Here is a 24,853-nt window from a genome sequence, read left to right on the forward strand (position 1 = left end):
GGTTGTGATCGCACGCGATGCTCTCGACATCGTGCCGTCAAATCGGCAACCATGGCGTCCGTTGCACAGCGCCGGGAGGACGTCGTTACATGAGCAAGCCGATCAAGACCGAAGCCGAACTGATCGCGATGGCGCGGGCCGAGTTGAAGGCCCATGCCGACTGCCCCGACGGCATCGACATCTCCGTGCTGCGCGACGGCGACAGCTGGGAGTTTCGCGCCAGCGCCGATGACGCCACGGTGGCGAGGCCCGGCTATCCCGAATGCGTCGCGATGCTGGTGCAGATCGGCGACCATCTCAGCAAGCAGTATGACGTGGAGGCCGACTAAGGCCTGCATCGACGAATGCCTGTGGCCGCTTGCCCCGAGAGCGGCGCCAGGCAGCCACGCCTATGTTGACGCCATGGGCCAACCGGCGAGATTCCCGATCTCGATCATTCAACCGAATCCATGGTATCGCTAAGGGCTCGTTGAACCCAAGCATTCCCGACCAATGCTTTCAGTCTTGAGCAGCAGAATAGCAATGGTCCTCCTCGCTTTGGCATGTTCGCTGGCGATCTCGGCCGGTCACGCCTTTGGCGATGACGAACAGGCCTGGGTGGCATTGAAGCGAGGCGGCATGGTTGTCCTGCTGCGCCATACCCACGTCGATATGCGAGAAGGGATCGGGCACCTCGCGCCCGGAAACTGCTCCGAGGAAGTAAACCTTTCCGCCCGCGGCATTGAGCAAGCCAAGCGGATCGGCGAAGCGTTCCGTGCCCACGGGATTGCGGTCGGAGAGGTCCTGACCAGCCCGTATTGCCGTTGCATCGACACTGGGAAGCTTGCATTCGGTCGCGCGACGCCTGTCCAATATCTGATGCCTCCAGGTGTGTTGTCCGAAAGCCAGGCGAATTCGAATCAGGAGCGGGTCTTGCAAGACATCCTTGAGTATCGGTCTTCCGCAAACCTGGTGATGATTACCCACGATCTCAACATCTCAAACATCGTTCTTGAACCATCGATCGCCATGGGAGATTTCTTTGTACTTCGGCCCAATGGGACGAATTTCGATGTCATCGGCAAGATACAGTTCGGCGACAAGTGAGAGATCGACGTCAATGTCGTCCAAGGTGTCTCCAGCGAAGGAGCCGTCATGGACCGCATCGACGCCATGAAAGTTTTCGTTGCGGCGGTCGACGAGGGCAGCCTCGCCGGTGCCGGCCGGAAACTGCGGCGCTCGCCGGCGGCGGTCAGCCGGGCGATCGCTTTCCTTGAGCACTATGTCGGCGCCGAGCTGCTACATCGCACGACGCGCTCGCTGAAGCTGAGCGATGCCGGCCAGCGCTATGCAGCCGCATGCCGTCGTATCCTCAGCGAGCTCGAGGAAGCCGACATCTCGGCGGGTGGCGAGCGGTCGGTGCCGCGCGGCACGCTGACCGTCACCGCGCCCGTCGTGGTCGGCGAGGATTTGCTGCGGCCGGTGCTCGATGCCTTCATGACGGACTATCCGGCGGTGTCGGTGCGGCTCGTGATGCTCGATCGCACCGTCAATCTGATCGACGAGGGGATCGACGTCGCGCTGCGCATCGCCCATCTCGCCGATTCCAGTTTCATCGCGATCAAGCTCGGCGAGGTGCGCCGCGTGGTGGCGGCATCGCCCGGCTATCTCGCGCAGCATCCGCTGATCAGCGAGCCGGGTGATCTGACGAAGCACCAGATCATCGCCATGACGCATTTCGGGCTCGACTCCTGGAGCTTCCCGCCGGCCGCGAAGTCGAAGATCGCGCGCGCGGTCCAGTTCACGCCGCGGCTGGTCGTCAACACGGTGCGCGCGGCGGTGGCCTCCGCCAGCGAAGGACACGGCGTCACCCGGCTGTTCTCGTATCACATCGCCGACGAAATCCGTGACGGGCGGTTGCAGATCCTGCTCCCCGGCGACGAGCATCCGCCGCTGCCGGTGCATCTTTTGGCGCCGCAGGGCCGCTTCGACGTGCCCAAGGTGCGCGCCTTCGTCGATTTCGCGACGCCGCGGCTGAAACGCTATTTCGAGCGGCTGTCGCGCGAGGCCAGCAAGGCTGGCGCCATTCGTTCGCGCCGCGGAAGAGTGTCTGCCGAATAGCGGACATTCGCGCGGAAAGCGGATGTATCTAGCTTCTTCTCCATCGAAGCGGCGCTGGGTCGCTTCAGCAACAGATGGAGAGAGATCATGGGTGCAGAGCAGAAGGTTGCCATCATCACCGGTGCGTCGCAGGGCCTCGGCGAGGCCATCGTCAAGGGCTATCGCGACCGCAATTGGCGCGTCGTCGCCAATTCCCGCAGCATCAAGCCGTCGACCGACAGCGACGTTCTGACCGTCGCCGGCGACATCGGCGATCCCGAAGTTGCCGACCGCATCGTCAAGCAGGCGCTCGGGCGCTTCGGCCGCATCGACACGCTGGTCAACAATGCCGGCATCTTCCTGGCCAAGCCGTTCACCGACTACACCGACCAGGACTACGCGCAGGTGCTGGCGACCAATCTCAACGGCTTCTTCTACATCACCCGGCGCGCCGCCGGGGAGATGGAGAAGCAGGGCTCCGGACACATCGTGCAGATCACGACCAGCCTCGTCGATCACGCCAACAGCAACGTTCCCTCGGTGCTGGCCTCGCTGACCAAGGGCGGCCTGAACGCCGCCACCAAGTCGCTCGCCATCGAATATGCCGCCAAGGGCATCCGCGTGAACGCGGTCTCGCCCGGTGTGATCAGGACACCGATGCACGCGCCGGCAACGCACGACTTCCTCGCCAAGCAGCATCCGGTCGGACGCATGGGTGAAGCCAAGGACATCGTCGACGCCGTGCTGTTCCTGGAAGGCGCGGGCTTCGTCACCGGCGAGATCCTGCATGTCGACGGTGGCCAGAGCGCCGGTCATTAACGAGCACGATCCGGAGAGCGCCATGCCTATCGTCACCATCCAGGTCACGCGTGAGGGGACGGCGCCGGGGGCGTCGTCCACCACGCCGGAGCAGAAGGCTGCATTGATCAAGGGCGCCAGCGAGTTGCTGCGTGACGTGCTTGGCAAGCCGATGGAGTCGACCTTCGTCATCATCGAAGAAGTCGATACCGATAATTGGGGCTGGGGCGGGCTGCCCGCGCTGGACTATCGCAAGAAGCTCGCTGCAGCTGCGGCGTCCAAATCTTCCCGCTGAAGGCTTCCCCCAAACCGAATGTGCACCTCTCCCGATCGGGAGAGGTGAGCCGTGATCGCTGCGAGCGATTGCTGCGATCGCAACTAATCATTTTTCACGAACGGCCGGAGGGCCTACTGCGATGTCCATGTCAGCCAACGTCAATCATCAGCCGCGCCATCATCACGCCGCGCCGTATCGCGATGCAGGCGGGCCGTTTTGGCTGTCCGCGGCCGCGGGGCTGTGCGCCTCGCTGGTCGGGCTCGGACTGGCGCGCTTCGCCTACACGCCGCTGATCCCGGCTTTGATCGCCGCAAAGTGGTTCACGCCGGCGGAAGCGGTCTATCTCGGTGCGGCCAACCTTGCCGGCTATCTCGCCGGCGCGCTGATCGCCGGCGATCTCGGAGCGCGCATCGGCTCGGTGTGGGCGCTGCGCGGCATGATGGTGCTCGCCGCGATCACCTGCTTTGCCTGCGCGGTGCCGATCTCCTTCGTGTGGTTCTTCGGCTTCCGCTTTCTCGCCGGCGTCAGTGGCGGCGTGATCATGGTGCTGGCGGCAACCGCGATCCTGCCGCATACCGCGCCGAGCAAGCGCGGCCTGATCGGCGGCGTGATCTTCGCCGGCGTTGGCCTCGGCGTCGCCGCATCCGGCACACTGGTGCCGCTGTTGCTGCAGCAGGGCGTCAAGCAGGCCTGGTACGGCCTTGGCGTGCTGTCGGCGGTGCTGACACTGATCAGCTGGAGGGCGTGGCCCGCCGAAGCTCCTGCCGCGCGTGGCGTGGTCGAGCAGCCCGTCGCGTCGCATGGCCTGCGCTCGCCGCTGGTGATCGCGCTGTGCCTGGAATATGGCCTCAACGCGCTGGCGCTGGTGCCGCACATGGTGTTCCTGGTCGACTTCGTCGCGCGCGGCCTCGGGCAGGGCATCGCGGCGGGATCGCATTACTGGGTGCTGTACGGTATCGGCGCCGTGATCGGACCGTTGCTCACGGGACACCTCGCCGATCGCGCCGGCTTTGCCGCGGCGCTGCGCGCGGCGTTCCTGATCGAGGCCGTTGCGGTTGCGCTGCCCGCCGTGACGAATTCGCCTGCTGCGCTGATCGCGTCGAGCCTGATCGTCGGCGGCTTCACGCCCGGCATCGTGCCGCTGGTGATCGGCCGCATCCACGAGCTGATCCCGCATTCCGCGGCGAGCCAGCGTTCAGCCTGGGCGCAGGCCACCACGACCTTCGCGCTGTTCCAGGCGGCGGGCGCTTACGGCCTGTCCTGGCTGTTCGCACGCAGCGGCGGCGACTATGCGCTGCTGTTCGCGATCGGCGCGGCCGGAGTGGTCGTCGCGCTGGCGATCGAACTGTTCGGCGTCGTCGGACTGCGGCACAAGTCCGGCTAACCGCGCAGCGCTTTGGTCAAGACCGCGACGAGGCGATCGACATCGGCCTCGTCGTTGAAAACGTGCGGCGAGATCCGCATCCGGCCGAGCCGCAGCGCGACATGGATGTTCTCGGCGGCGAGCCGCGCGATCAGCTCCTTCGGGATGCCGCCGGCCATGCCGAGGCTCAGGATGTGCGGCGCACGTAGGTCGCGCGCCAGCATATCGAGCTTGAGATCACGCACGCCGCCCGCGATCCGCTCGTTCAGCATCGCGAGCCGCGCGCTGACGGCCGCGGCGCCCCATTCCGCCATCATCTCGATGCCGATCGAGGCCATCTCCAGGGTGATGAAATGATCGCGCTCGCCCATGTCGTAACGCGTGGCGTTGTCGACATAGGCGAGATCGCCGAAATAGACCGGATTCTCGGAGTTCACGTTGCGGCGGCCGCTGGAGGTCTGCTCCAGCGGCACGCCGTTCTGGTGGCGTTTTGCAATGTAGAGGAAGGCGCGCCCGTAGGGGCCGATCAGCCATTTGTAGGTCGGAAACATCACGGCGTCGGGGTCGAGCCTCGTCACGTCCATCGCCACGACACCCGCGCTCTGCGTCGCGTCGATCACGAACATTGCGCCGTGCTGCCGAAGCGCGGCCTGCACCTTGTCGACGTCGATCATGCCGCCGTCCGACCAGTGCACCGAGGAGATCGAGGCGAGGCCGACCGGCGGCGCGCCCGGCCGCTCGATCGTTGCAAGCACTGCCGATGTCCAGTCGCCGTCGGCGGGCTGGCGCACGGTGTCGACGACGAACCCTTGCGCCTCGGCGCGGGCGTGCCATTCGAGGACCGGCGAGGAATGGTCGTTCTCCAGCACGATGACGCGGGTGCCGCGCGGAATGCTCAGCGCCTTCGCCACCGTCGCGACGCCGTAGCTGATCGCGGGGATCAGCGCGACATCGTCGGGCGCGGCCTTGATCAGGCGGGCCGCCGCGCTACGGGCGCGCTCATGCTGCCGGCCGGCGAAGCCGGGATCGATGGTCCATGGCTGGCCTTTGCGTCCCACCGCCGCGCGGCCGGCATCGAGCGTCTTCAGCGGCAGCGGGCTGTAGGACGCCGAATTCAGGTAGCAGACCTCGCGTGGAATCTCGAACAGATGGCGCTGGGAGGGAAGCATGTCGTCTCGTTTGCTGGAATTTGCGGATCATGACGTGACGCCGAAGAGCGCGCGCTCATCCGTCATACTGGTCCGGCCCCATCGCCCAAGGCGCCTGGTCATAGCCGTTGGCGAAGGTGCGGTTGGTCTGCGCCGGATTGCGATTGACCAGCGGCCGCAGATACATCGGGTGGGTAGCGCTGCGCACCTCGTGCTCGACGGTGAACAGATGTCGGCCGTCGGCTGGATCGACGATATCGCAGAAGCGGTACTGGTATTGATTGTCTTCGCGGGAGACCAGATTGCGTTCGCGCAGTCGCTGGTAGGGGCCCGAGAAGTCCGTGATGTAGATCTGGATGTGATGGCCGTCGAATTCGCCCTGCGCCGCGTCGCTCTCGCGGAATTGCAGATACTGATCCTTGCCGACTTTTGCGCGCGCGACGACGTCGTCGCCGTTCACAACGCTGGCGGGGATGCCCATGATCTCAGGATAGAACCGGCTGATCGCCTCAGCCGTGCCGCGCGGCACCTCGAACTCGACATAGGGCATGCCGAGCGCGATGCGCCCGAACCGTTCGGCGTCCGGTTCAAAGCAGCGCAGGCGGTTGCCCCAGGGGCAGGTGGCCTCGACGTGATCGTTGCGCTCGCGATAGCTGAACGCGGTGCCCTCGAGCTTGGGCGCGACCGCGGCGAGCCGCTGCAGCAGGGCCTGCCGCCCGGCGATCACGATGCCGGTGTGGCCGCGCAGCACCTGCTGGCGGCCGCTCGGCAGGTGAAACTGGCTGCGGCCGACATTCACCCACATGTTGCTGTCGGAGACCATCAGATAGGGATCGCGCGTCAGCCCGATGCCGGCGACGTAGAACAGCGTGGCGAGGCGCTGGTCCGGCACCTGCACGTTGACATGTTCGAGATGGATGGCGTTGCCGAGATCTTCTGCGGCGCGGTCGAATGGTTGCTGCACGGCGCGGCTCCCTGGATGCGGTGCCGCGCATGATAGTGCAACGGTGTGGCCGATCCAGCTGACGGGCCATGAATGTTTCGCAGGGCGCTACCCGCCGTAACTCTGCACCAGGCTGCCGGCGACCAGGGCCCAGCCGTCGACCAGCACGAAGAAGATCAGCTTGAAGGGCAGCGAGACCACCACCGGCGGCAGCATCATCATGCCCATCGACATCAGGACCGAGGCGACCACGAGGTCGATGATCAAAAACGGCAGGAACAAGAGGAAGCCGATCTCGAAGGCGCGTTTCAGCTCGGAGATCATGAAGGCCGGCACCAGGATGCGCAGCGACATCTCCTCCGGCGTCGCCGGCGGCGGCTCGCCCGAGAGGTCCATGAACAGCTTCAAATCCTTCTCGCGGACGTTCTTCTGCATGAAGCCGCGCAAGGGGACCGAGGCGCGCTGCAACGCGTCCTCAACGCCGATCTGGTTGGCGACCAGCGGCTTGATGCCGTCGTCATAGGATTTCTGCAGCACCGGCCCCATCACGAAGGCGGTGAGGAACATCGCAAGCGCGATCATCACCGAGTTCGGCGGCGCGGTGGCGGTGCCGAGCGCGGTGCGCAGCAGCGAGAGCACGACCACGATGCGCGTGAACGACGTCATCATGATCAGGATCGACGGCGCGATCGACAGCACCGTCAGCAGCGCAATCAGCTGGATCGCGCGCTCGGTCACGCCGCCATTGCCGCCGCCGAGATTGATGCTGATATCCTGCGCCACCGCCGGATCAGCGAGGGATCCGGCGGCGATCAGGACAGCGATGAAAAAAACTCTACGCGGGACTGCCCCTGGGCTCACGAAGGATTCTTCGGTCGGCCGAGCAGCGAGGCCATCTCGTCCTCGAGATTTTCGAACCCGCTCTTCTGTCCGCCGGCGGGCGGGGCGGGCGGCTCGCTGCGCTGCGGGCGCGCCGGCGGCGCCTCGGGCGCAACCGGCGGCGCGACGGTCTCGCCGGCGCCGGTCGGGCGGCGCAGCGCCGCTTCGAGCCGTTGCGCCATCTCGGCGAGATTGGCGTCGGCGTTCGATGGAGGCGGCGGAGCCGGAGGCGCCTGCGTTGCAGCCGGCGGCGGTGCCTGGGAAGGCGGTGGCGGCGGCGTCACGGCGCGCTCGGTTGTGCGCAGCGGTGGCGGCGCCTTCGGCGGCTCGGCGGCGCCGCGCGGCGGACGCGGGACGACCGGCTCGGAGCGCGGCGGCAGGCGTGGCGGCATCGGATCGGGCCGCGGCTCGCCGCGTTCGGGCGTGAAGCCCGCGAGCGGATCGCTGCGACGCTCGGCGATCGGCGGCGGGGGCCGGCGCAGCTCGTCGGCGAAGGAGGGCCGCGTCTGACGCGGCGGCAGCTCCGGCTCGGGAAGGTCGAAATTGTCGGAGCGGGCGGCTTCGCTCTCGTTCCAGGCTGCATCCGGAAGCGGCGCCACGCGCGGCGGCGCGGCATCGGCTGCGACCGCGGGGCGGGTCGACATTTGATCGCGCGCGGGCATCGCGCGGACGATATTCGGCTCGACGACGATATCGGTGGGGCCGCCGATCATCAGGAGATGCTCGATGTTGTCGCGGCGGACCAGCACCAGGCGGCGCCGCCCGTCAACGGCGGCAGCGTCGATCACCGCCAGGCGCGGCATGCGCCCGCGGTTGGCGTTGGCCCCGAGGCGGTTTCCGGCGAAGCGGCGGACGAGCCATGCGGTCACGCCGATCAGCGCCAGCACGACAACGAATGCCAAGACGAATGTAATGACCTGCATATTGGAGTCCCCGGCCATCTTGGCCTTCCTCAGCTTTCGCCATCAACGGGCGCGGATTGATAGGTGCGGTTTGCGCAGCGAATCGCGCCCGAGATTCGCCTTATTTCTTAATTCCCAGCGGCTTGCAGCCCACTGTTCTATTAATAAACCAAGAATCGCTTGTCCCAAAACGACTTCTCAGCGCCCCACGCTGTCTTGGTTTGTGCTGGTTAACGCAGCATTCGTGGCGAAAATGCGCTCGCAGGCCGCAGTTGCGGCGTTCTCCACGGATCCGTCCGGCATTTTAACCACCCGTTAACCATACACCGGGCAAATTCTGCCTACCTCGGAAGAGCCCTGAGGTTAACGGAGCCGCGGCGATGGCCATGAACGATCTCCCGATCCTGTCGGCGTTGCGCACCAAGATGCAGTGGCACCAGGAGCGCCAGCGGGTGCTCGCCGAGAACATTTCCAATTCCGACACGCCGAACTTCCGGCCGCGGGACCTGGTCGAGCCGAAGTTCGACCGGGCCGGCGCCACGGTTGGCGGCGGCGTGGGGACGCTGCCGATGATGCAGACCAGCGCTACCCACATGGCGGCGTCCGGCGCGCCCGACAGCTTCGACAACGATCGCGGCAAGAGCGGGTTCCAGACCCGTCCGGCCGGCAACGCGGTCAATCTCGAGGAGCAGATGCTGAAAGTGTCGGCCAACCAGATGGACTATGCGGCCGTCACCTCGCTCTACAGCCGCAGCCTGCATCTGCTGAAGACTGCGATCGGCAAGGGCTAGAGCAAGGGTTAGCCCGCCTGACGGCGGCAGGAGGATCCCATGGCAGATGGAACAAGCGATTTCGCCCGCTCGATGAGCATCGCGACCTCAGGCCTGCGGGCGCAGGCGGGGCGCATGCGGGTGATCTCGGAAAATATCGCCAATGCCGATTCGACGGCGCAGACCGCGGGCGGCGACCCTTACCGCCGCAAGGTGCCGACCTTCTCCTCCACGCTCGATCGCACGCTCGACGCCCAGGTCGTGGCGCTGGGCCGGATCCGCCCCGACCAGTCTTCGTTCCGGGTCAAGCACGAGCCGGGCAATCCGGCGGCGGACGCCTCGGGCAACGTCAAATATCCGAACGTCAATGCGATGGTCGAAATGACCGACATGCGCGACGCCCAGCGCTCCTACGAGGCCAACCTCAACATCATCAGCGCGACGCGGCGGATGATCCAGCGCACGCTCGACATCCTCAAGTCCTGACGCAACAAGAACAGGGAACGTAAATCATGGCTTCACCGACAGTCGCCGCCAACGCCTACGCCAACCTCGCCAAGATGATGGAGCGCGGCGGCGCCGAGAAGGCCGGGCAGGCCGTCGCCGGCCCATCCTTCAGCGCGCTGCTGAAGGACTCCGTCGGCAGCGTCCTGGAGGCGGGCAAGAAGTCCGACGCGCAGACCATGGCGATGACCTCGGGCAAGGCGAACGTGATGGATGTGGTGACGGCGGTCGCCGACACCGACGTTGCGGTGTCGACGCTGGTCTCGGTGCGCGACCGCGTGATCCAGGCCTATGAAGACATCATGAAGATGCCGATCTGACGTCGCTTGCGACGTCATCCCGGGGCGATGCGCAGCATCGAGCCTCAGATGTGCAATTGCACATCAAAGATCTCGAGGTTCCGGGTTCGATGCTTTGCATCGACCCCGGAACGACGGTGCAAACAACTAAGAGCGAGAACTCAACAATGACCGGCCCCGAAACCCTCGACGTGGCGCGCGATGCGATCTGGACCATCGTGGTGGTGTCGTCGCCCCTGATGGTGGTCGGCCTCGTGGTCGGCGTCGTGGTGTCGCTGTTCCAGGCGCTGACGCAGATCCAGGAGCAGACCCTGATTTTCGTGCCGAAGATCCTCGCGATCTTCGTCACGTTGCTGCTGGCGCTGCCGTTCATGGCGGACTCGCTCAGTAGCCACATGATGCGGATTTCATCGCGAATCATCGGCGGTTGATGCACTAATGCCGCGGTCATGCGCATCGATGTCTCCCTGCTGCCGGCGCTGGCCGCGATCTTCGTGCTGGTCTTCGCGCGCGTGGGCGCGATGGTGATGCTGCTGCCCGGTTTCGGCGAGAGCAACATCCCGGCGCGGGTCAAGCTGTCGATCGCGCTGTTGCTGACGCTGATCATCCTTCCCCTGCATCGCAACGCCTATCATGTCGACCTGACGTCGATCTCCTCGCTCGGCGTCCTGATGGTGCATGAGCTCATCATCGGCATCGTGCTCGGCGCGACCGCGCGGGTGACGCTGTCGGCGCTCAACGTCGCGGGCTCCGTGATCGCGCAGCAGCTCGGCCTCGGCTTCGTCACCGCGGTCGATCCGACCCAGGGGCAGCAGGGCCAGATTATCGGCAACTTCCTCACCATCCTCGGCCTCACGCTGCTGTTTGCGACCGACAGCCACTATCTCGTCATTGCGGCGCTGAGCGAGAGCTACCGCATTTTCTCGCCGGGCGAGATCATGCCGACCGGCGATGTCGCAGCGCTTGCGACCTCGGCCTTCTCCGCCGCCTTCAAGATCGGCCTGCAGCTGTCCGCGCCGTTCCTGGTGTTCGGCCTGGTCTTCAACATCGGGCTTGGCGTGCTGGCGCGGCTGATGCCGCAGATGCAGGTCTATTTCGTCGGCGTGCCGCTCTCGATCATGGTCGGGTTCCTGATCTTCGGCGTCGTGCTCGCCGCGATGATGAACACCTATCTCGACTATTTCCTCGGCGTCATGCGCCAGCTCGCTCCGATGAATTAGGGGGAGAAGCAGTGGCGGACGATACCGAAGACAAAACAGAAGACCCTACGCAAAAACGTCTCGATGAAGCCCTCGAGAAAGGTGACGTTGCCAAGAGCCAGGAGGTCAATACCTGGTTCGTGATCGCCGGCGGCACCTTGGTGCTGTCGACCTTCTCGGGCTCGATCGGCAGCGGCATCTTGATGCCGCTGCGCAACCTGATCGCCAATTCATGGATGATCCGCATCGACGGCGCCGGCCTGCTGGCGCTGACACAGTCGCTCGGCTACGCGGTGGTCGCCGCGATCGGCGTGCCGTTCCTGTTGCTGGCGCTGGCCGCGATCGCGGGCAACATGGTGCAGCATCAGCTGGTGTGGTCGGGTGAGCAGCTGAAGCCGAAATTCTCCAAGATCTCGCCGGCGGCCGGCTTCAAGCGGCTGTTCGGCAAGCAGGCGGTGGCGAATTTCCTGAAGGGCCTGTTCAAGCTGATTGCGCTCGGCGCCGTGATGGTCGCGGTGCTGTGGCCCGACCGGATGCGGATGGAATCCTTCCTGCGGGTCGATCCGGCCGAGCTGCTGCCCGCCATCACCGGCATGACGGTGCACCTGTTGGCGGCGGTGGTCGCCATCCTCGCTGCGGTCGCGATCGCCGATTACTTCTTCCAGTACCGGACCTGGTACGAGCGTCACAAGATGTCGCTGCAGGAGATGAAGGAGGAGTTCAAGCAGTCGGAAGGCGACCCGCACGTCAAGGGCAGGATCAAGCAATTGCGGGTCCAGCGCGCCAAGAAGCGCATGATGGCCCAGGTTCCGAAGGCCTCGGTGATCATCACTAACCCGACCCACTATTCGGTGGCGCTGGCCTACGACCGCAGCATGTCGGCGCCGATCTGCGTCGCCAAGGGCGTCGACAATCTTGCCTTCAAGATCCGGGAGATCGCCAAGGAGCACGACATTCCGATCGTGGAGAACGTGGCGCTGGCCCGGGCGCTCTATGCGACGGTCGAGCTCGACCGGGAGATCCCGGTCGAGCACTATCACGCGGTTGCCGAAATCATCGGCTACGTGATGCGGCTGAGGCGCGGCCTGTCCGGCCTGCGGCAGTAAGGGGCGGAAAACCCGCTTGAAATGCGCGTAACTTGCGAAATTGCCGCCTGTTGGACTTGCGTTTTCGGGTCCGATTCAGGCACTCAGGGGCGAGGTGGCCGGCCGGTCGCCTTCGTGATGCAGACGAGCCATGTCTCTCCAGATGACCGCCGATAGCAACGATCCTTCCGTGACCGAGCCGTTCGTGGCCCACGGGCCAGCGCGGCGGAACGGCAGCATCCTGCTGGTGGTCCTGATCGCCGCCGGCATCGTCGCGGTGGCGGTCTGGCTGATGACCATCGGCCGCACCGAGGCGCAGCCCTATATCCTCGGCGTGCTGGCGCTGCTCGCCACAGTCGGGCTGTTCAACCTGTTCGCCCTTGCCGCCGGCATCATCCGCTTCTCCGACCGTGCCACCGATGATCCGGTGATGGCGCGGATCGCCGACCAGGCCCAGGAAGGGCTCGTCGTCACCGACTCCCGCGGCCACGTGGTCTATTCCAACGCCGCCTATCTCACGCTGACCGGCGCGGCCGGGCCGCAGGACGTCCGTCCGGTCGAGCGCGTCTTCATCGGCAACCCCGACGTCTCCGAGGCCGTGTTCCGCCTTTTGAAGGCTGCCCGCGAGGGCAAGCGGCAGCAGGAGGAGGTCCGCGTCGCCGGCCAGGAGGCCGGCCAGGGCCGCTGGCTGCGCCTGCGGGTACGCCCACTCGGCGAGGGTAAGCGCGATGCGAAATATGCGGTTTGGTCGATCGCCGACGTCACCCGCGACCGCGAGCGCCAGGAAGACGTGTTCCAGGAGCTGCGGCACGCGATCGAATATCTCGATCACGCGCCATGCGGCTTCTTCTCGGTCAATCCGGCCGGCGAGATCGCCTATGTCAACGCCACGCTGGCCAACTGGCTGGACTACGATCTGGCCGAGATCGGCTCGGGCGGCCTGAAACTGACCGACATCGTCTCGGGCGACGGCGCGGCGCTGTTGACCTCGATTGCGGCGGTGCCGGGCGAGGTCAAGACCGAGGTGTTCGACATCGACCTGCGGATGCGCGGCGGCAAGACCGTGCCGGTGCGGCTCTATCACAAGCTCGCTTTCGGCTCCGACGGCGCGGCGGGCGCCTCGCGCACGCTGGTGATCAGCCGCGCCCGCGACGAGCATTCCGATCCGGAGCGCGCCGCCGAGGTGCGCTTCATGCGCTTCTTCGACCATACGCCGATGGCGATCGCGACCGTCGATCGCGGCGGCAATGTGGTCGGCGCCAATGCGCGCTATGCCAAGCTGGCGCAGGGCCTGAACGGCGACGGCGGCGCCGCCAAGTCGATCTTCCGCGCCGTCAATCCGCGCGACCGCGGCCTGCTGATCGCCGCGATCAACCAGGCGGCCGAGGGCCAGGGCGACATCGCGCCGGTCGAGGTGATGCTCGACGGGCCCAAGGAGCGCTTTGCCCAGTTCTTCGTCACCACCGTCGAGAAGGACGAGCGCGACGCCGAGACCGCGATCGTCTACATGCTCGAAACCACCGAGCGGCGCGCGCTGGAAAACCAGATCAACCAGTCGCAGAAGATGGAGATGGTCGGCCAGCTCGCCGGCGGCATCGCGCACGACTTCAACAACGTGCTGTCGGCCATCATGATGGCCAACGACTTCCTGCTGAACGCGCACAAGCCGACCGACCCGTCGTTCCAGGACATCATGCAGATCAAGCAGAACGCCACCCGCGCCGCGACGCTGGTGCGGCAGCTGCTTGCATTCTCGCGCCGCCAGACGCTGCGGCCGCAGGTGCTCGATCTCGGCGATGCATTGAGCGACCTCACCATGCTGCTGCGCCGGCTGATCGGCGAGAAGGTCAAGCTCGACCTCGTGCATGGCCGCGACCTGTGGCCGGTGAAGGTTGACGTCTCGCAGTTCGAGCAGGTGGTGGTCAATCTCGCGGTCAACGCGCGCGATGCGATGCCCGACGGTGGCAAGCTGATCATCCGCACCGCCAATGTGCCGACCGAGGAAGCCGCCCAACTCGCCAACAAGGGCATGCCGGCGGCGGACTATGTGAAGATCGAGATCGCCGACACCGGCACCGGCATTCCGGCCGAGATCATCGACAAGATCTTCGAGCCGTTCTTCTCGACCAAGGAAGTCGGCAAGGGGACCGGTCTCGGCCTGTCCACGGTCTACGGCATCGTCAAGCAGACCGGCGGCTTCGTCTATGTCGATTCCGTGCCGGGCGGCGGCACCACGTTCCGGATCTATCTGCCGCGGCATCGCCAGCAGCAGGAGGTCGCACCGGAGGCCCATGCCGGCAACGGTGCGGCCAAGGAAACCGCCGCCGTCACGGAAGCCGCCAAGCCGAAGCCGGACCTGACCGGGCAGGGCACCATCCTGCTGGTCGAGGACGAGGACGGTTTGCGCTCGCTCAATGCGCGCGGCCTGCGTTCGCGCGGCTACAGCGTGATCGAGGCGGCGAACGGCGTCGAGGCGCTGGAGGCGTTCGAGGAGAAGAACGGCGCCGTCGATCTCGTCGTCTCCGACGTCGTGATGCCGGAGATGGACGGCCCGACGCTGCTGAAGGAAATGCGCAGCCGCAACGCGGAGCTGAAGATCATCTTCGTCTCAGGCTATGCCGAGGACGCCTTCGAGAAGAGCCTGCCGGAGAACCAGCAGTTCGCGTTCCTGCCGAAACCCTTCACGTTGACGCAGCTGGTCGCCGCGGTGAAGGAAACCATGACGGCGAACTAGCCGGTTGCCGCGGCAACCGGCTTTACTTCTCGCAAGTGCGAGGCGAAATTCCGCGGTAACTGTGGTTGAAACCGGGCCTCATCCCGCGGTAGGACGCGCCGTCGCATCCACAAGGACCATAGTGTCACATCTCCGCGACCGAGGGCCGCAGCCGCGGTTCCCGTTTCCCGCTTCACTTTTAACCGTCCCTGCCCATCTTAGGGGCGTTTCCCCATGCCGGGGAATCCTTTGAGGAAACCAACATGAATTTCTCGCAACGCACGCGTGGAATTGTTCGGGCGATCGCCGTCGCGATGGCACTGGCGCTGCCCGTGATGATGACCGTTTCGGCGGCCGACGCCCGCGTTGGCGGCGGCGGCTCGCGCGGCTCGCGGACATTCTCCGCGCCGCCCTCGACCAACACGGCGCCGGGCTCGGTTGCGCCGATGAACCGCACCTTCAGCCAGCCTGGTAGCCCGAACATGGGCTCGCCGGCGGCGGCAAATTCCGGCGGCCTGTTTGGTCGCGGCGGAATGGGCCGCGGCCTGCTCGGCGGCCTGGCCGCGGGCTTCCTTGGCGCCGGCCTGTTCGGCATGCTGTTCGGCGGCGGGTTGTTCTCGGGTCTCGGCGGCTTGTCGTCGATGCTCGGCCTCTTGCTGCAGATCGGTCTGATCGTGCTCGTGGTTCGCCTTGCGATGTCGTGGTGGCAGCGCCGCAACACGCCGGCGGCCGCCTATGCCGGTGGCCCCGACGTCGGCCCCGGTCCGCAGGCGAACGCCCGCTCGGGCTTCGGCTTCGGCCTTGGCGGCGGATCGAATGCGCCGGTCGAGATCACGCCTGGCGACTATGAGACGTTCGAACGGCTGCTCGGCGACATCCAGACCGCGTGGTCGAACGAGGACATCGCGAAGCTGCACACGCTCGCGACGCCGGAGATGGTGTCGTACTTCTCGAAGGATCTCGAGGAGAACAAGGCGCGCAACGTCACCAACAAGGTGACCAATGTGAAGCTGCTGCAGGGCGATCTGGCGGAAGCCTGGCGCGAAGGCGACAGCGAGTATGCGACGGTCGCGATGCGCTACTCGCTGGTCGACACCGTGCTCGAGCGCGGCACCGGCCGTCAGGTCGGCGGCGGCACGCAGCCGGAGGAGGTCACTGAGGTCTGGACCTTCGTACGCCAGCGCGGCGGCAATTGGGAGCTTTCGGCGATCCAGCAGACCAACTGATCGGTTGCCGGAGAATGGCAGATACAAGGCGCCGCGGCTTCGTCCGTGGCGCCTTTGTTTTGTGCCTTCATTCACATGTCGCGGCGCCGGAATATCCGGAGGGCCTGCGGGTTGATCTCAGCGGACCATAACAACCATCGGGAGGATTGAGATGAAGATCGTTGCGCATATTGCGGTTCCGGCCTGTCTTGCGTTCGTCGTCGTGGCGGCGCCGCCGGCGGCGGCGCAGACCGCCGACACCAGCTTCTTCCTGACCAGCAACGGCATCGGCAACGGCGGCAATCTCGGCGGGCTCGCCGGCGCCGACAATCATTGCCAGACGCTGGCGCAGGCCGCCGGCTTCGGTGCGCCGAAGACCTGGCGCGCCTATCTCTCGACCCAGGCGGCCGACGGCAAGGCAGCGGAGAATGCGCGCGATCGTATCGGCAAGGGACCGTGGAAGAATGTAAAGGGCGTCGTGGTCGCCAAGGACGTCGCCGACCTGCACAGCGCCGGCAACAATCTCACCAAGCAGACCGCGCTGTCCGAGAAGGGCGAGGTCGTCAACGGTGCCGGCGACACGCCGAACCGCCACGACGTGCTGACGGGGTCGCAAGCAGACGGTACAGCGTTTGCGGCCGGCGAGGACCGCACCTGCAAGAACTGGACAAGCAGCACACAAGGCGCCGCCATGCTCGGGCACTTCGACCGCAAGGGCCTGCGCGACGACGAGCCGTCAAAATCCTGGAACACGTCGCATCCCTCGCGCGGTCCCGACGGCGGCTGCTCGCAGGCTGACCTGAAGAGCACCGGCGGCGACGGCCTGCTGTACTGCTTCGCGGCTAACTGAGAGAGCGCATCTGCTTCGTCATTGCGAGTGCAGCGACGGAATCCATCCTACCATAGGCCCGGAGCGATGGATTGCTTCGTCGCCTCGCGCCTCGCAATGACGGGATAGCACGATCGCGCTCAGCTCTTCCTGCGCTTGACGGTCTTCTTTGCGGTCTTCTTCGCGGCCTTCTTTTTCTTCGCGGTTTTTTTCTTCGCCGCGAAATAGGCTTCGACCTTCTTCGAGGAATGTCCGACCGCGGCGACCGCGGTCTTGAGCCGGGCAGGGGTCACCTTGAACTTCTTCGACCAGTAGCGGACCTCGTAGGGCTCGCTGATCGCGATCCGCGCGCGGTCGGCGGCCTTGTGGCGCTGCTCCTCGAAATGGGCTTCCACCTTCTTGGCGGAATGCCCGACCTTCTTGACCGCGGCCTTCAGCTTCGCCGGCGTGACCTTGAACTTCTTGGACCAGTACGCAACTTCGTAGGACTCGCTCAACGCGATCAGAGCGCGATCTGCCGCGCCCCGCTTCTTCTTGCTGTCCGCCATAAGATGATCCCTCATCGAAAGATTCGACGTTGGAACCTTAGCAGCCTCTGTGCGGTTCGCACAGGCAGCGGTGCGCGATGGACGATCTGACCGCGGCGTGGCTACGATCGAGGTGAAGCGAAGCGATGCGGCGAAGTTTTCGGAGGTAAGTGCATGCACTATCAGCTTTACTACTGGCCGATGATCCAGGGCCGCGGCGAATATGTCCGCCTCGCGCTCGAGGATGCGGGCGCCGGCTACACCGATGTCGCGCGCGCCAAGAGCGGCATGGGTGCCATGACGAAGATGATGGAGGCACACAAGGGCACGCCGCCCTTCGCGCCGCCGTTCCTCAAGGCCGGCAGTCTCGTGATCGGGCAGACCGCCAACATCCTGCTCTATCTCGGCGCGCGCCACGGCCTCGCGCCGAAGGCGGAGGGCGGAAAGCTCTGGGTGCACCAGCTGCAGCTGACGATCGCGGACTTCGTGGTGGAGATCCACGACACCCATCATCCGCTCGGGCCATCGCTGTATTACGAAGACCAGAAGGCTCCGGCGAAGAAGCGCACCGCGGAGTTCTGGGATTCGCGGGTGCCGAAATATCTCGGCTATTTCGAGGATCTCGTGCAAGCCAACCGCGGTGCGTTCGTCACCGGACGCCGGCTGACCTACGCCGACCTCTCGCTGTTCCAGATCGTGGAGGGCCTGCGCTACGCGTTTCCGAAGCGGATGGCGGCGTTCGAGAAGAAGATCCCGCGCCTGATCGCGCTGCGCGATCGCGTCGCCGAGCGGCCGAACATCAAGGCGTATCTGGCGAGCGAGCGGCGGATTCCATTCAACGAAGAGGGCATTTTCCGGCGCTACAAGGCACTGGATTTGTGATCGCCGTCATTCCGGGGCGCGAAGCGAACCCGGAATCTCGCGCCACAATCTCTGGATTCCGGGTTCACGCTCCGCGTGCCCCGGAATGACGGCGTGGAAGGCTACCGGCTCCGCCCATCCACCGGCGTCATCGCGATCCTCGACAGATCGATGCCATCGATGCAGCTGACATTCAGCGCCACGATGTCGGTGCCGTCGGGCTTCTTGCCGCGCGCGAACACGTCGACGCCGCAATCGACGCAAAGCTGATGGCGGATCGCATGGCGGTTGAAGAGATATTCCTTGAGGTTCTCGGCGCCGGCGCGAAGCTGGAAGCTCGACGGCGGCATGAACACGAAGTGCAGGCCCTTCTTGGTGCAGATCGAGCAGTTGCAGGCCGTCACCATGGCCATATCGGTGGTGCATTCGAAGCGGACCTGTCCGCAATGGCAACCGCCGGTGTAGGTCTTGCTCTCTGCCATGATGATCCCTCACCACAGCCCGGGTACGAGGCGGTAGCGCACCCGTGCCGCATAATCGGCGTAGCCTGACAACCCCGTCACCAGCGCGCGCTCCTCGATCCCTGTGCGGATCGCAAACATCACGAAGAACACCGGCACGAAGGCGAGGCCCCACCAGGAGCCGAGCGTCAGCGGCACGCCGATGAAGAACAGCATCACGCTCGTATACATCGGATGGCGGACCAGCGCGTAGGGACCGGTCGAGATGACGTGATGGTCGCGCTCGGTCTGCACCTTCACGACCGGCGCGGCGAACGAGTTGGTGCGGAACACCCACAGGATCGCCACGGTCGAGACCAGATACAGCACAAGGCCGAGCACGATCAGCGGCACGCCGTCATTGACGTCGCCAAAGCGCCGCTCGAGCCCCATCGCGACGAACCACAGCACGGCAACGACCAGGAACACCAGCATGAACCGCTTGTCCTCGGTGGGCTGGCCTTCACGCGCGGTGAGGCGCATGCGCTCGGCCAGCAGCCCGGGATCGACCTTGGCGAGCCACAGCCCGCAGGCCGGGCCGATCACGGCCGAGGCGATCAGATAGGCCCATGCGCCGGGCCAGTGCAGCGTACCTGCGAAGGCAAACAGCAGCACGGCCATGGCGATGACGAAGAAGGTATTCTGCAGAAGGAGCTTTGCGATCATGAGCGGCTCCGCGCGATTCCAGTTGATATTATCGCACCGTTTTCCCGGCAAACATGCGACCGCAGCGATCAACTTTCGGAGCAGGCGAGACGTTCCAGCGTCGCGACTGTCTTGACAATCATATAAGCAATTGCTTATATACTTTCATGCCTGTCGCCACGCAGCTGACCGATGTGTTGAAGACCCTCGCGGACCCGACGCGGCGAGCGGTGTTCGAGCGGATCGCGCGGGAAGGCGAGATCGCCGCGACCGGCCTGGTGCAGGGTTCAAAGGTGTCGCAGCCGGCGGTGTCGCAACATCTGCGCGCGCTGCGCGATGCCGGGCTGGTCGCCGAGCGGCGCGAGGGCCGCCATATCCATTATCGCATCGCGCCGAAGGGGCTCGGTCCGCTGATCGACTGGCTCGGCCACTACGAGACGTTCTGGACCGAGCGCTTCGCAAATCTGGAACGGCTGTTGAAGGAGAGTGAGTGATGGGTGAGACGCACGCGATCACGGTCGAGAAGGTGCTGCCCTACGCGGCCGAGAAGATCTGGCGGACGCTGACGACGAGCGATCGGATCACGAAATGGCTGATGCCGAACGATTTCGTGCCGGCCGTTGGCCATCGCTTCAATTTCCACACCAAGCCGATGGGCGACTGGGACGGTGTCGTGCATTGTGAGGTGCTGGATTGCGATCCGCCGCGCCTGTTGCGCTACTCCTGGAAGGGCGGCGCTGATACCAATCCGGAATACGGCTCGAAGCTCGACACGATCGTCACCTGGACGCTGACGCCGGTCGAGGGCGGCACCCATCTGCGGATGGTGCATGACGGCTTCGTGCTGCCGGGCAACCGCTTCGCCTTCGACATGATGAGCCCGGGATGGGGCCGGGTGCTCGACGCCATCGCGCGCATCACCAGCGAAGGCTGATCACTCGTTGTTGCCGCGGCGAACCGTGATCGAGGCGTCGGTCTTGTTGCGGGTGCATTCGAGGTTGAGGCGGCGATAGCGCATCGTGATGGTGTTGCCGCGCAAGATGCCCATGCGCTTCAGGCAGCGCGAGGTGCCGGTGACGGCGTCGTCCTTCGGCACGGTGAAGATCAGCGCGGTGGCGGAGCCGACCAGGTTGAAGAACTCCGGCTTCATCTTGCGATCGGTCTTGGCGTAGAGCTCGATCGAATAATCCTTGCCGCGGCAGCCGAGCGACAATTCCTTTGCCGCCGGATGCGTGAGGTAGGTGATGTTGGCGGCGCTGAAATTGACCTTCAGTCCGTCGATCTGGCCGGCGAGCTGCTTGGCGATGTCCACGCAGGGATCGGCATGCGCAGGCGCTGCGACGAAAACCGTCGCCAGCGCGATCAGCGCGGCCGGCAGAGTGGAGCGGATGCCCAAAGGCAAGCGTCGGCGCAACGATGCTGTCACGAAATACCCCCCGCGGTATGAAAGTACGCGAAGCTACATGCAGGCTCCCGCGGAGCGCGTCAATACGGCCACGTCAGGACGCGCACCTGCCGTCCTGCGCTTTGGAAGCCCCGGCGGCCCGGCGCTCGCAATCATTGCCGTAGGTCTTGCCGTCGCAGCCGCATACGGGCTTGAAGATCTTGTTGCAGATCGTCGGGCGGAACGCGCAGGTGCCGGTCTGGTCGAAGCGGCCGCAGGTCCCGGGCTTGAACTGGCAGAACTGGCCGCGACTGCCGCATTGCAGTCCGGCAAGGCCGCCGCAGGGCCTGCCGAGGCGGGCGGCATCGGCGCCGGTCGGGATCGCGATCAACAAGGCCAGCGCCGCGAACCGGACGAAAAGCGCTGTCTTCATGAAGGTCTCCTGATGGCTTCCTGATGGTTTCCTTGGCCGTTCCGCGGCTTGCCGGCGTTGTGGCAACTTGGGATTACGATGGCATGAAACATAGCACGTGGATTGCCAGTCCCGCGCATGGCTGGAAGGCGGCCCGCTTCCCTTTCCTTTGTCGGAAAAAGGCTTAGAACGGCTCTACATTGCCGGCGGCCCCGCGGCCGGCACCGGCCTTTCGAAACCGACGAGCAGCTCATGAACGCCCCCTCAGCCTTTCCCGACCAGCAAAAGCCTGTTCTGCCCTACAAGCACACGCCTCTGTTCCCGCTTGGTGCCGACACCACGCCCTACAAGAAGGTCACGAGCGAGGGCGTCCGGGTCGAGAAGGTGTTGGGCAAGGACATGCTTGTGGTGTCGCGGGAGGCGCTGCGCGCGCTCTCCGAGGCCGCCTTCGGCGACATCAACCACTATCTGCGGCCGGGTCATCTGAAGCAGCTCCGCTCGATCCTCGAGGACAAGGAAGCCAGCGACAACGACAAGTTCGTCGCCTTCGACTTCCTGAAGAATGCCAACATCGCGGCCGGCGGCGTGCTGCCGATGTGCCAGGACACCGGTACCGCAATCATCATGGGCAAGAAGGGATGCAACGTCATCACCGACGGTGACGACGAGGCTGCGCTGTCCGAAGGCGCGCGCGATGCCTATCTGCGCCGCAATCTGCGCTACTCGCAGGTCGCTCCCTTGTCGATGTACGAGGAGAAGAACACCGCCAACAACATGCCGGCGCAGTGCGAGATCTACGCCGAGGGCGATGATGCCTACAAGTTCATGTTCATGGCCAAGGGCGGCGGAAGCGCCAACAAGAGCTTCCTGTTCCAGGCGACGCCCTCGGTGCTGACCAAGGACCGGCTGCTCGCCTTCCTGAAGGAGAAGGTGCTGACGCTCGGCACCGCGGCGTGTCCCCCGTACCACCTTGCGATCGTGATCGGCGGCACCTCGGCCGAGCTCTGCATGAAGACCGTGAAGCTTGCCTCGGCCCGCTATCTCGACGCGCTGCCGACCCACGGCTCGGCCGACGGCAATGCATTCCGCGACCTCGAGATGGAGCAGGAAATCCTCAAGATGACGCAAAGCTTGGGGGTGGGCGCGCAGTTCGGCGGCAAGTATTTCTGCCATGACGTGCGCGTGATCCGCATGCCGCGCCACGGCGCCTCGCTGCCGATTGGGCTCGGCGTCTCCTGTTCGGCGGACCGCCAGGTGCTCGGCAAGATCACCAGGGACGGCGTCTATCTCGAGGAGCTCGAGCACAACCCGGCGCAGTATCTGCCTGCGGTGGAGCAGTCGCTCGGCGGTGAGGTCGTCAAGATCGACCTCAACAAGCCGATGAAGGAGATCCTGGCGACGCTGTCGCAATATCCGATCAAGACCCGCGTCTCGATGACCGGCACCATGATCGTGGCGCGCGACTCGGCGCACGCCAAGCTGCGCGAGCGGCTGGAGAAGGGCGAGCCGTTGCCGGATTATTTCAAGAACCATCCGGTCTATTACGCCGGTCCCGCCAAGACGCCCGATGGCTACGCCTCCGGTGCATTCGGCCCGACCACGGCGGGACGCATGGATTCCTTCGTCGACCAGTTCCAGGCGGCCGGCGGCTCGATGGTGATGGTCGCCAAGGGCAACCGCGCGGTCGCGGTGCGCGAGGCCTGCAAGAAGCATGGCGGCTTCTACCTCGGCTCGATCGGCGGCGCCGCGGCGAACCTCGCCGAGCACTGCATCAAGAAGGTCGAGGTGGTCGAGTATCCCGAGCTCGGCATGGAAGCGATCTGGCGCATCGAGGTGGTCGATTTCCCGGCCTTCATCATCATCGACGACAAGGGCAACGACTTCTTCAAGGAATTGAATCTCGGTTGAGGATCGGGGTTGATTGCGGTCGGCCTCGACGGGTTCTCCAAGGGCTGGGTCGCCGTCACCATCGACGGCGACCAGCGTACGATTTCCTTTCACAGCGATATTGCGGACGCGCTTTCGCGTCCGTTCGATCGGGCCGGGATCGATATCCCGATCGGTCTGACCGATAACGGCGAGCGCGATTGCGACCTTCTCGCGCGCGTAAGATTGCGCCCGCACACCTCGCGCGTCTTCACCGGCGCGCGGCGCTGGCTGTGGCAGCAGTTTGACGATCCCGATCTCGCGAATGCGGAAGCACTGCGCCGCGGCCAGACCCGTGTGTCGCGCCAGCTCTGGCATCTCGGCAAGAAGATCATGGAGGTCGACGGGTTCGTGCGCGCGAACGCCACGCGCGATATCCGCGAGGTGCATCCCGAGCTGGTGTTCCTGCAATTGAACGGCGGCGAGCCGTTGCCGCGCAAAAAATCGGAGGAGGGCGATGCGCTGCGCTGCAGGCTGCTGAAGCGATCAGGCTTCCGCGAGATCGATCGCTGGCTCATCGAGGTGCGCATCGGCACCGGCGCGAAGCGCGACGATGTGCTGGATGCGTGTGCAGTGGCGCTGGCTGCGCGCGAACCATGCGGAAGCGTTCCCGAAGCGCCGCCGCGAGACGCGCACGATCTGCCGATGCAGATCTGGTTCTAGCTGCAGTTCGTCACCTGGTTGGAGCACAGGCTGCGCCACCAGCCGCGCACGCCGTCATGGCTCTCCACCAGCGCCCAGTGCCCGCTGCAGGCGAGGATGCGTTTCGGACCATCGTCGGTATCGAACTCACCGCCGAGCTTGCGCAGCGCCGGCGTCCATTTGGCATCGACGAAGGGCGCCTGGAACAGCCCGCCCATCCGGGTGTAGCCGTTGGCGTAGCTCGCGCCGACCTTGTTGGCGGCAACCCATCCGCGTCCGGCATAAGGCTTTGGCGCGTTGCGCGGATAGCGCTTGTCATCTTCATAGGCCTTGCCCGGCGGCATCGCGCCCTCGATCAGGAACCAGCCGTCCTTGAAGCCGATGATACGAAACTCGGTGAGCCAGCCGCCCTCCGGCGTGTTCTCGGCCCCGCCCATCTTGAGATGGTAGGGTGGCGGCAGCTTGCCGAGCACGCGTGCCTTCACCGACGGCTCCGCGCGCACGTTGAGGCCCGCGAGGTCCTTGTCCTCCGACCAGGCGCCGAGGTCGCATGGCTCGGTGCCAGCGGGCAGTGCGTTTCGGTTCGCGTCAAGCTCGGCCTGGCGTGCGGCAAAGTCATTGTCCGACCCGTCGGCATGTCCGGTCGCGATGTCGCCGGGACCGCGCGGCTTCAATTCGGCCGACAGCGCCGTCGTGCCATCCTTGCTTAGGGTCACAACCATCATCTGACGCGGCGCGAAGACGCTTGCCGGCGTCTTCGGGTCGTCTGCGCTCGCGGCATAGACCGCGAGGTAGCCGGTGGTGCCGGCGGTATCCGTGCTGGAAGAGCTGCCCGCAACATATCCGGCCGGCACCAGCGCGACCGCGCTCGCGCGCCACGCCGGTTCGGCTTCGCTTGCTTGCTGTGCGGAAGCCGTCGTGGCTGACAACGCCAGGACGGTAACGGATGCCAGGATGCGCATG

30 protein-coding genes are annotated in these 24,853 nt (G+C 65.3%); 20 read left to right on the forward strand and 10 right to left on the reverse strand.

Annotated elements, in window-relative coordinates; genetic code table 11:
* Positions 1 to 89 precede the first annotated feature (89 nt).
* The 6 genes from ACVIYL_RS26470 (at position 90) to ACVIYL_RS26495 (ending at position 4,538) form a co-directional block, all read left to right on the forward strand.
* Positions 90 to 329 carry a hypothetical protein gene (locus tag ACVIYL_RS26470; RefSeq protein WP_253607876.1) on the forward strand — a complete coding sequence of 80 codons (240 nt, stop codon included), beginning with the start codon at positions 90 to 92 and terminating at the stop codon, positions 327 to 329.
* 193 nt (positions 330 to 522) lie between these two features.
* Positions 523 to 1,086 (forward strand): histidine phosphatase family protein, encoded by a 564-nt coding sequence (locus ACVIYL_RS26475; RefSeq protein WP_456780232.1) that lies wholly within the window; start codon positions 523 to 525, stop codon positions 1,084 to 1,086.
* A 48-nt stretch (positions 1,087 to 1,134) separates the two neighbouring features.
* Positions 1,135 to 2,100 carry a LysR family transcriptional regulator gene (locus tag ACVIYL_RS26480; protein WP_253607878.1) on the forward strand — a complete coding sequence of 322 codons (966 nt, stop codon included), beginning with the start codon at positions 1,135 to 1,137 and terminating at the stop codon, positions 2,098 to 2,100.
* 87 nt (positions 2,101 to 2,187) lie between these two features.
* On the forward strand, positions 2,188 to 2,898 hold the full coding sequence (locus ACVIYL_RS26485; RefSeq protein WP_456780233.1) for an SDR family NAD(P)-dependent oxidoreductase: 711 nt from the start codon (positions 2,188 to 2,190) through the stop codon (positions 2,896 to 2,898).
* 22 nt (positions 2,899 to 2,920) lie between these two features.
* Positions 2,921 to 3,172 carry a tautomerase family protein gene (locus ACVIYL_RS26490; protein WP_038385470.1) on the forward strand — a complete coding sequence of 84 codons (252 nt, stop codon included), beginning with the start codon at positions 2,921 to 2,923 and terminating at the stop codon, positions 3,170 to 3,172.
* Between the two features lie 121 nt (positions 3,173 to 3,293).
* Positions 3,294 to 4,538 (forward strand): YbfB/YjiJ family MFS transporter, encoded by a 1,245-nt coding sequence (locus ACVIYL_RS26495; RefSeq protein WP_456780234.1) that lies wholly within the window; start codon positions 3,294 to 3,296, stop codon positions 4,536 to 4,538.
* On the opposite strand, the gene ACVIYL_RS26500 is transcribed toward ACVIYL_RS26495, so the two are convergent.
* The 4 genes from ACVIYL_RS26500 to ACVIYL_RS26515 form a co-directional block, all read right to left on the reverse strand.
* Positions 4,535 to 5,686: an aminotransferase class V-fold PLP-dependent enzyme gene (locus ACVIYL_RS26500; protein ID WP_456780235.1), complete on the reverse strand. Its 1,152-nt coding sequence runs from the start codon at positions 5,684 to 5,686 to the stop codon at positions 4,535 to 4,537. The two genes, ACVIYL_RS26495 and ACVIYL_RS26500, sit on opposite strands and share 4 nt — an antisense overlap.
* A gap of 55 nt (positions 5,687 to 5,741) precedes the next feature.
* Positions 5,742 to 6,629 (reverse strand): hypothetical protein, encoded by an 888-nt coding sequence (locus tag ACVIYL_RS26505; RefSeq protein WP_456780236.1) that lies wholly within the window; start codon positions 6,627 to 6,629, stop codon positions 5,742 to 5,744.
* An 87-nt stretch (positions 6,630 to 6,716) separates the two neighbouring features.
* Positions 6,717 to 7,469, reverse strand: a complete 753-nt coding sequence (gene fliP / locus ACVIYL_RS26510) for a flagellar type III secretion system pore protein FliP (RefSeq protein ID WP_456780237.1) — start codon at positions 7,467 to 7,469, stop codon at positions 6,717 to 6,719.
* Positions 7,466 to 8,410, reverse strand: a complete 945-nt coding sequence (locus ACVIYL_RS26515; protein WP_456780238.1) for a flagellar biosynthetic protein FliO — start codon at positions 8,408 to 8,410, stop codon at positions 7,466 to 7,468. Before ACVIYL_RS26515 ends, fliP begins: the two co-directional genes overlap by 4 nt.
* A 359-nt stretch (positions 8,411 to 8,769) precedes the next feature.
* On the opposite strand from ACVIYL_RS26515, the gene flgB reads away from it, so the two are divergent.
* From flgB to ACVIYL_RS26560, 9 genes are all read left to right on the forward strand, one after another.
* The gene (gene flgB, locus ACVIYL_RS26520; RefSeq protein ID WP_028337153.1) at positions 8,770 to 9,180 is read left to right on the forward strand and encodes a flagellar basal body rod protein FlgB; all 411 of its coding nucleotides are present in this window, start codon (positions 8,770 to 8,772) and stop codon (positions 9,178 to 9,180) included.
* Between the two features lie 39 nt (positions 9,181 to 9,219).
* Entirely contained in the window at positions 9,220 to 9,645 is a 426-nt protein-coding gene (gene flgC / locus ACVIYL_RS26525) for a flagellar basal body rod protein FlgC (RefSeq protein WP_018272466.1), read from the forward strand.
* 26 nt (positions 9,646 to 9,671) lie between these two features.
* The gene (fliE, locus tag ACVIYL_RS26530; RefSeq protein ID WP_057018333.1) at positions 9,672 to 9,983 is read left to right on the forward strand and encodes a flagellar hook-basal body complex protein FliE; all 312 of its coding nucleotides are present in this window, start codon (positions 9,672 to 9,674) and stop codon (positions 9,981 to 9,983) included.
* A 146-nt stretch (positions 9,984 to 10,129) separates the two neighbouring features.
* The gene (fliQ, locus tag ACVIYL_RS26535; RefSeq protein ID WP_016844766.1) at positions 10,130 to 10,393 is read left to right on the forward strand and encodes a flagellar biosynthesis protein FliQ; all 264 of its coding nucleotides are present in this window, start codon (positions 10,130 to 10,132) and stop codon (positions 10,391 to 10,393) included.
* Between the two features lie 18 nt (positions 10,394 to 10,411).
* Entirely contained in the window at positions 10,412 to 11,182 is a 771-nt protein-coding gene (fliR, locus tag ACVIYL_RS26540; RefSeq protein WP_016844767.1) for a flagellar biosynthetic protein FliR, read from the forward strand.
* An 11-nt stretch (positions 11,183 to 11,193) separates the two neighbouring features.
* Entirely contained in the window at positions 11,194 to 12,267 is a 1,074-nt protein-coding gene (gene flhB / locus ACVIYL_RS26545; RefSeq protein ID WP_456780239.1) for a flagellar biosynthesis protein FlhB, read from the forward strand.
* 142 nt (positions 12,268 to 12,409) lie between these two features.
* A complete protein-coding gene (gene cckA / locus ACVIYL_RS26550; RefSeq protein ID WP_456781893.1) occupies positions 12,410 to 14,980 on the forward strand; it encodes a cell cycle histidine kinase CckA in 2,571 nt (856 codons plus the stop codon).
* Positions 14,981 to 15,222: 242 nt separating this feature from the next.
* Complete coding sequence (locus tag ACVIYL_RS26555; RefSeq protein ID WP_456780240.1) at positions 15,223 to 16,185, forward strand: Tim44 domain-containing protein; 963 nt, start codon at positions 15,223 to 15,225, stop codon at positions 16,183 to 16,185.
* Positions 16,186 to 16,336: 151 nt separating this feature from the next.
* Positions 16,337 to 17,014 (forward strand): lectin, encoded by a 678-nt coding sequence (locus tag ACVIYL_RS26560; protein WP_076825625.1) that lies wholly within the window; start codon positions 16,337 to 16,339, stop codon positions 17,012 to 17,014.
* A gap of 119 nt (positions 17,015 to 17,133) precedes the next feature.
* Here ACVIYL_RS26560 and ACVIYL_RS26565 read toward each other — a convergent pair whose 3' ends face one another.
* Positions 17,134 to 17,541, reverse strand: coding sequence for a DUF3606 domain-containing protein (locus ACVIYL_RS26565; protein ID WP_253607885.1), 408 nt, complete (start codon positions 17,539 to 17,541; stop codon positions 17,134 to 17,136).
* A gap of 153 nt (positions 17,542 to 17,694) precedes the next feature.
* Between ACVIYL_RS26565 and ACVIYL_RS26570 the strand changes: the two genes are divergently transcribed.
* Positions 17,695 to 18,402 carry a glutathione S-transferase gene (locus ACVIYL_RS26570; protein ID WP_253607886.1) on the forward strand — a complete coding sequence of 236 codons (708 nt, stop codon included), beginning with the start codon at positions 17,695 to 17,697 and terminating at the stop codon, positions 18,400 to 18,402.
* A 101-nt stretch (positions 18,403 to 18,503) separates the two neighbouring features.
* Here ACVIYL_RS26570 and ACVIYL_RS26575 read toward each other — a convergent pair whose 3' ends face one another.
* Positions 18,504 to 18,863 (reverse strand): GFA family protein, encoded by a 360-nt coding sequence (locus ACVIYL_RS26575; protein ID WP_253607887.1) that lies wholly within the window; start codon positions 18,861 to 18,863, stop codon positions 18,504 to 18,506.
* Between the two features lie 9 nt (positions 18,864 to 18,872).
* Positions 18,873 to 19,547 carry a methyltransferase family protein gene (locus ACVIYL_RS26580; RefSeq protein ID WP_253607888.1) on the reverse strand — a complete coding sequence of 225 codons (675 nt, stop codon included), beginning with the start codon at positions 19,545 to 19,547 and terminating at the stop codon, positions 18,873 to 18,875.
* 146 nt (positions 19,548 to 19,693) lie between these two features.
* On the opposite strand from ACVIYL_RS26580, the gene ACVIYL_RS26585 reads away from it, so the two are divergent.
* Positions 19,694 to 20,020 (forward strand): ArsR/SmtB family transcription factor, encoded by a 327-nt coding sequence (locus ACVIYL_RS26585; protein WP_253607889.1) that lies wholly within the window; start codon positions 19,694 to 19,696, stop codon positions 20,018 to 20,020.
* Complete coding sequence (locus tag ACVIYL_RS26590; protein WP_225647937.1) at positions 20,020 to 20,460, forward strand: SRPBCC family protein; 441 nt, start codon at positions 20,020 to 20,022, stop codon at positions 20,458 to 20,460. Before ACVIYL_RS26585 ends, ACVIYL_RS26590 begins: the two co-directional genes overlap by 1 nt.
* Here the strand turns inward: ACVIYL_RS26590 and ACVIYL_RS26595 are convergent, their stop codons facing one another.
* Entirely contained in the window at positions 20,461 to 20,922 is a 462-nt protein-coding gene (locus ACVIYL_RS26595; protein WP_225164254.1) for a hypothetical protein, read from the reverse strand. It abuts the gene before it with no gap.
* Positions 20,923 to 21,025: 103 nt separating this feature from the next.
* On the reverse strand, positions 21,026 to 21,343 hold the full coding sequence (locus ACVIYL_RS26600) for a Kazal-type serine protease inhibitor family protein (protein ID WP_253607890.1): 318 nt from the start codon (positions 21,341 to 21,343) through the stop codon (positions 21,026 to 21,028).
* A gap of 231 nt (positions 21,344 to 21,574) precedes the next feature.
* On the opposite strand from ACVIYL_RS26600, the gene ACVIYL_RS26605 reads away from it, so the two are divergent.
* Both ACVIYL_RS26605 and ACVIYL_RS26610 read left to right on the forward strand, forming a co-directional pair.
* Positions 21,575 to 23,230 (forward strand): fumarate hydratase, encoded by a 1,656-nt coding sequence (locus ACVIYL_RS26605; RefSeq protein ID WP_456780241.1) that lies wholly within the window; start codon positions 21,575 to 21,577, stop codon positions 23,228 to 23,230.
* Between the two features lie 9 nt (positions 23,231 to 23,239).
* Positions 23,240 to 23,911, forward strand: a complete 672-nt coding sequence (locus ACVIYL_RS26610) for a DUF429 domain-containing protein (protein ID WP_253607891.1) — start codon at positions 23,240 to 23,242, stop codon at positions 23,909 to 23,911.
* On the opposite strand, the gene ACVIYL_RS26615 is transcribed toward ACVIYL_RS26610, so the two are convergent.
* Complete coding sequence (locus ACVIYL_RS26615; RefSeq protein WP_456780242.1) at positions 23,908 to 24,852, reverse strand: SH3 domain-containing protein; 945 nt, start codon at positions 24,850 to 24,852, stop codon at positions 23,908 to 23,910. The two genes, ACVIYL_RS26610 and ACVIYL_RS26615, sit on opposite strands and share 4 nt — an antisense overlap.
* Position 24,853 lies beyond the last annotated feature (1 nt).

Source organism: Bradyrhizobium sp. USDA 3315 (assembly GCF_054056795.1).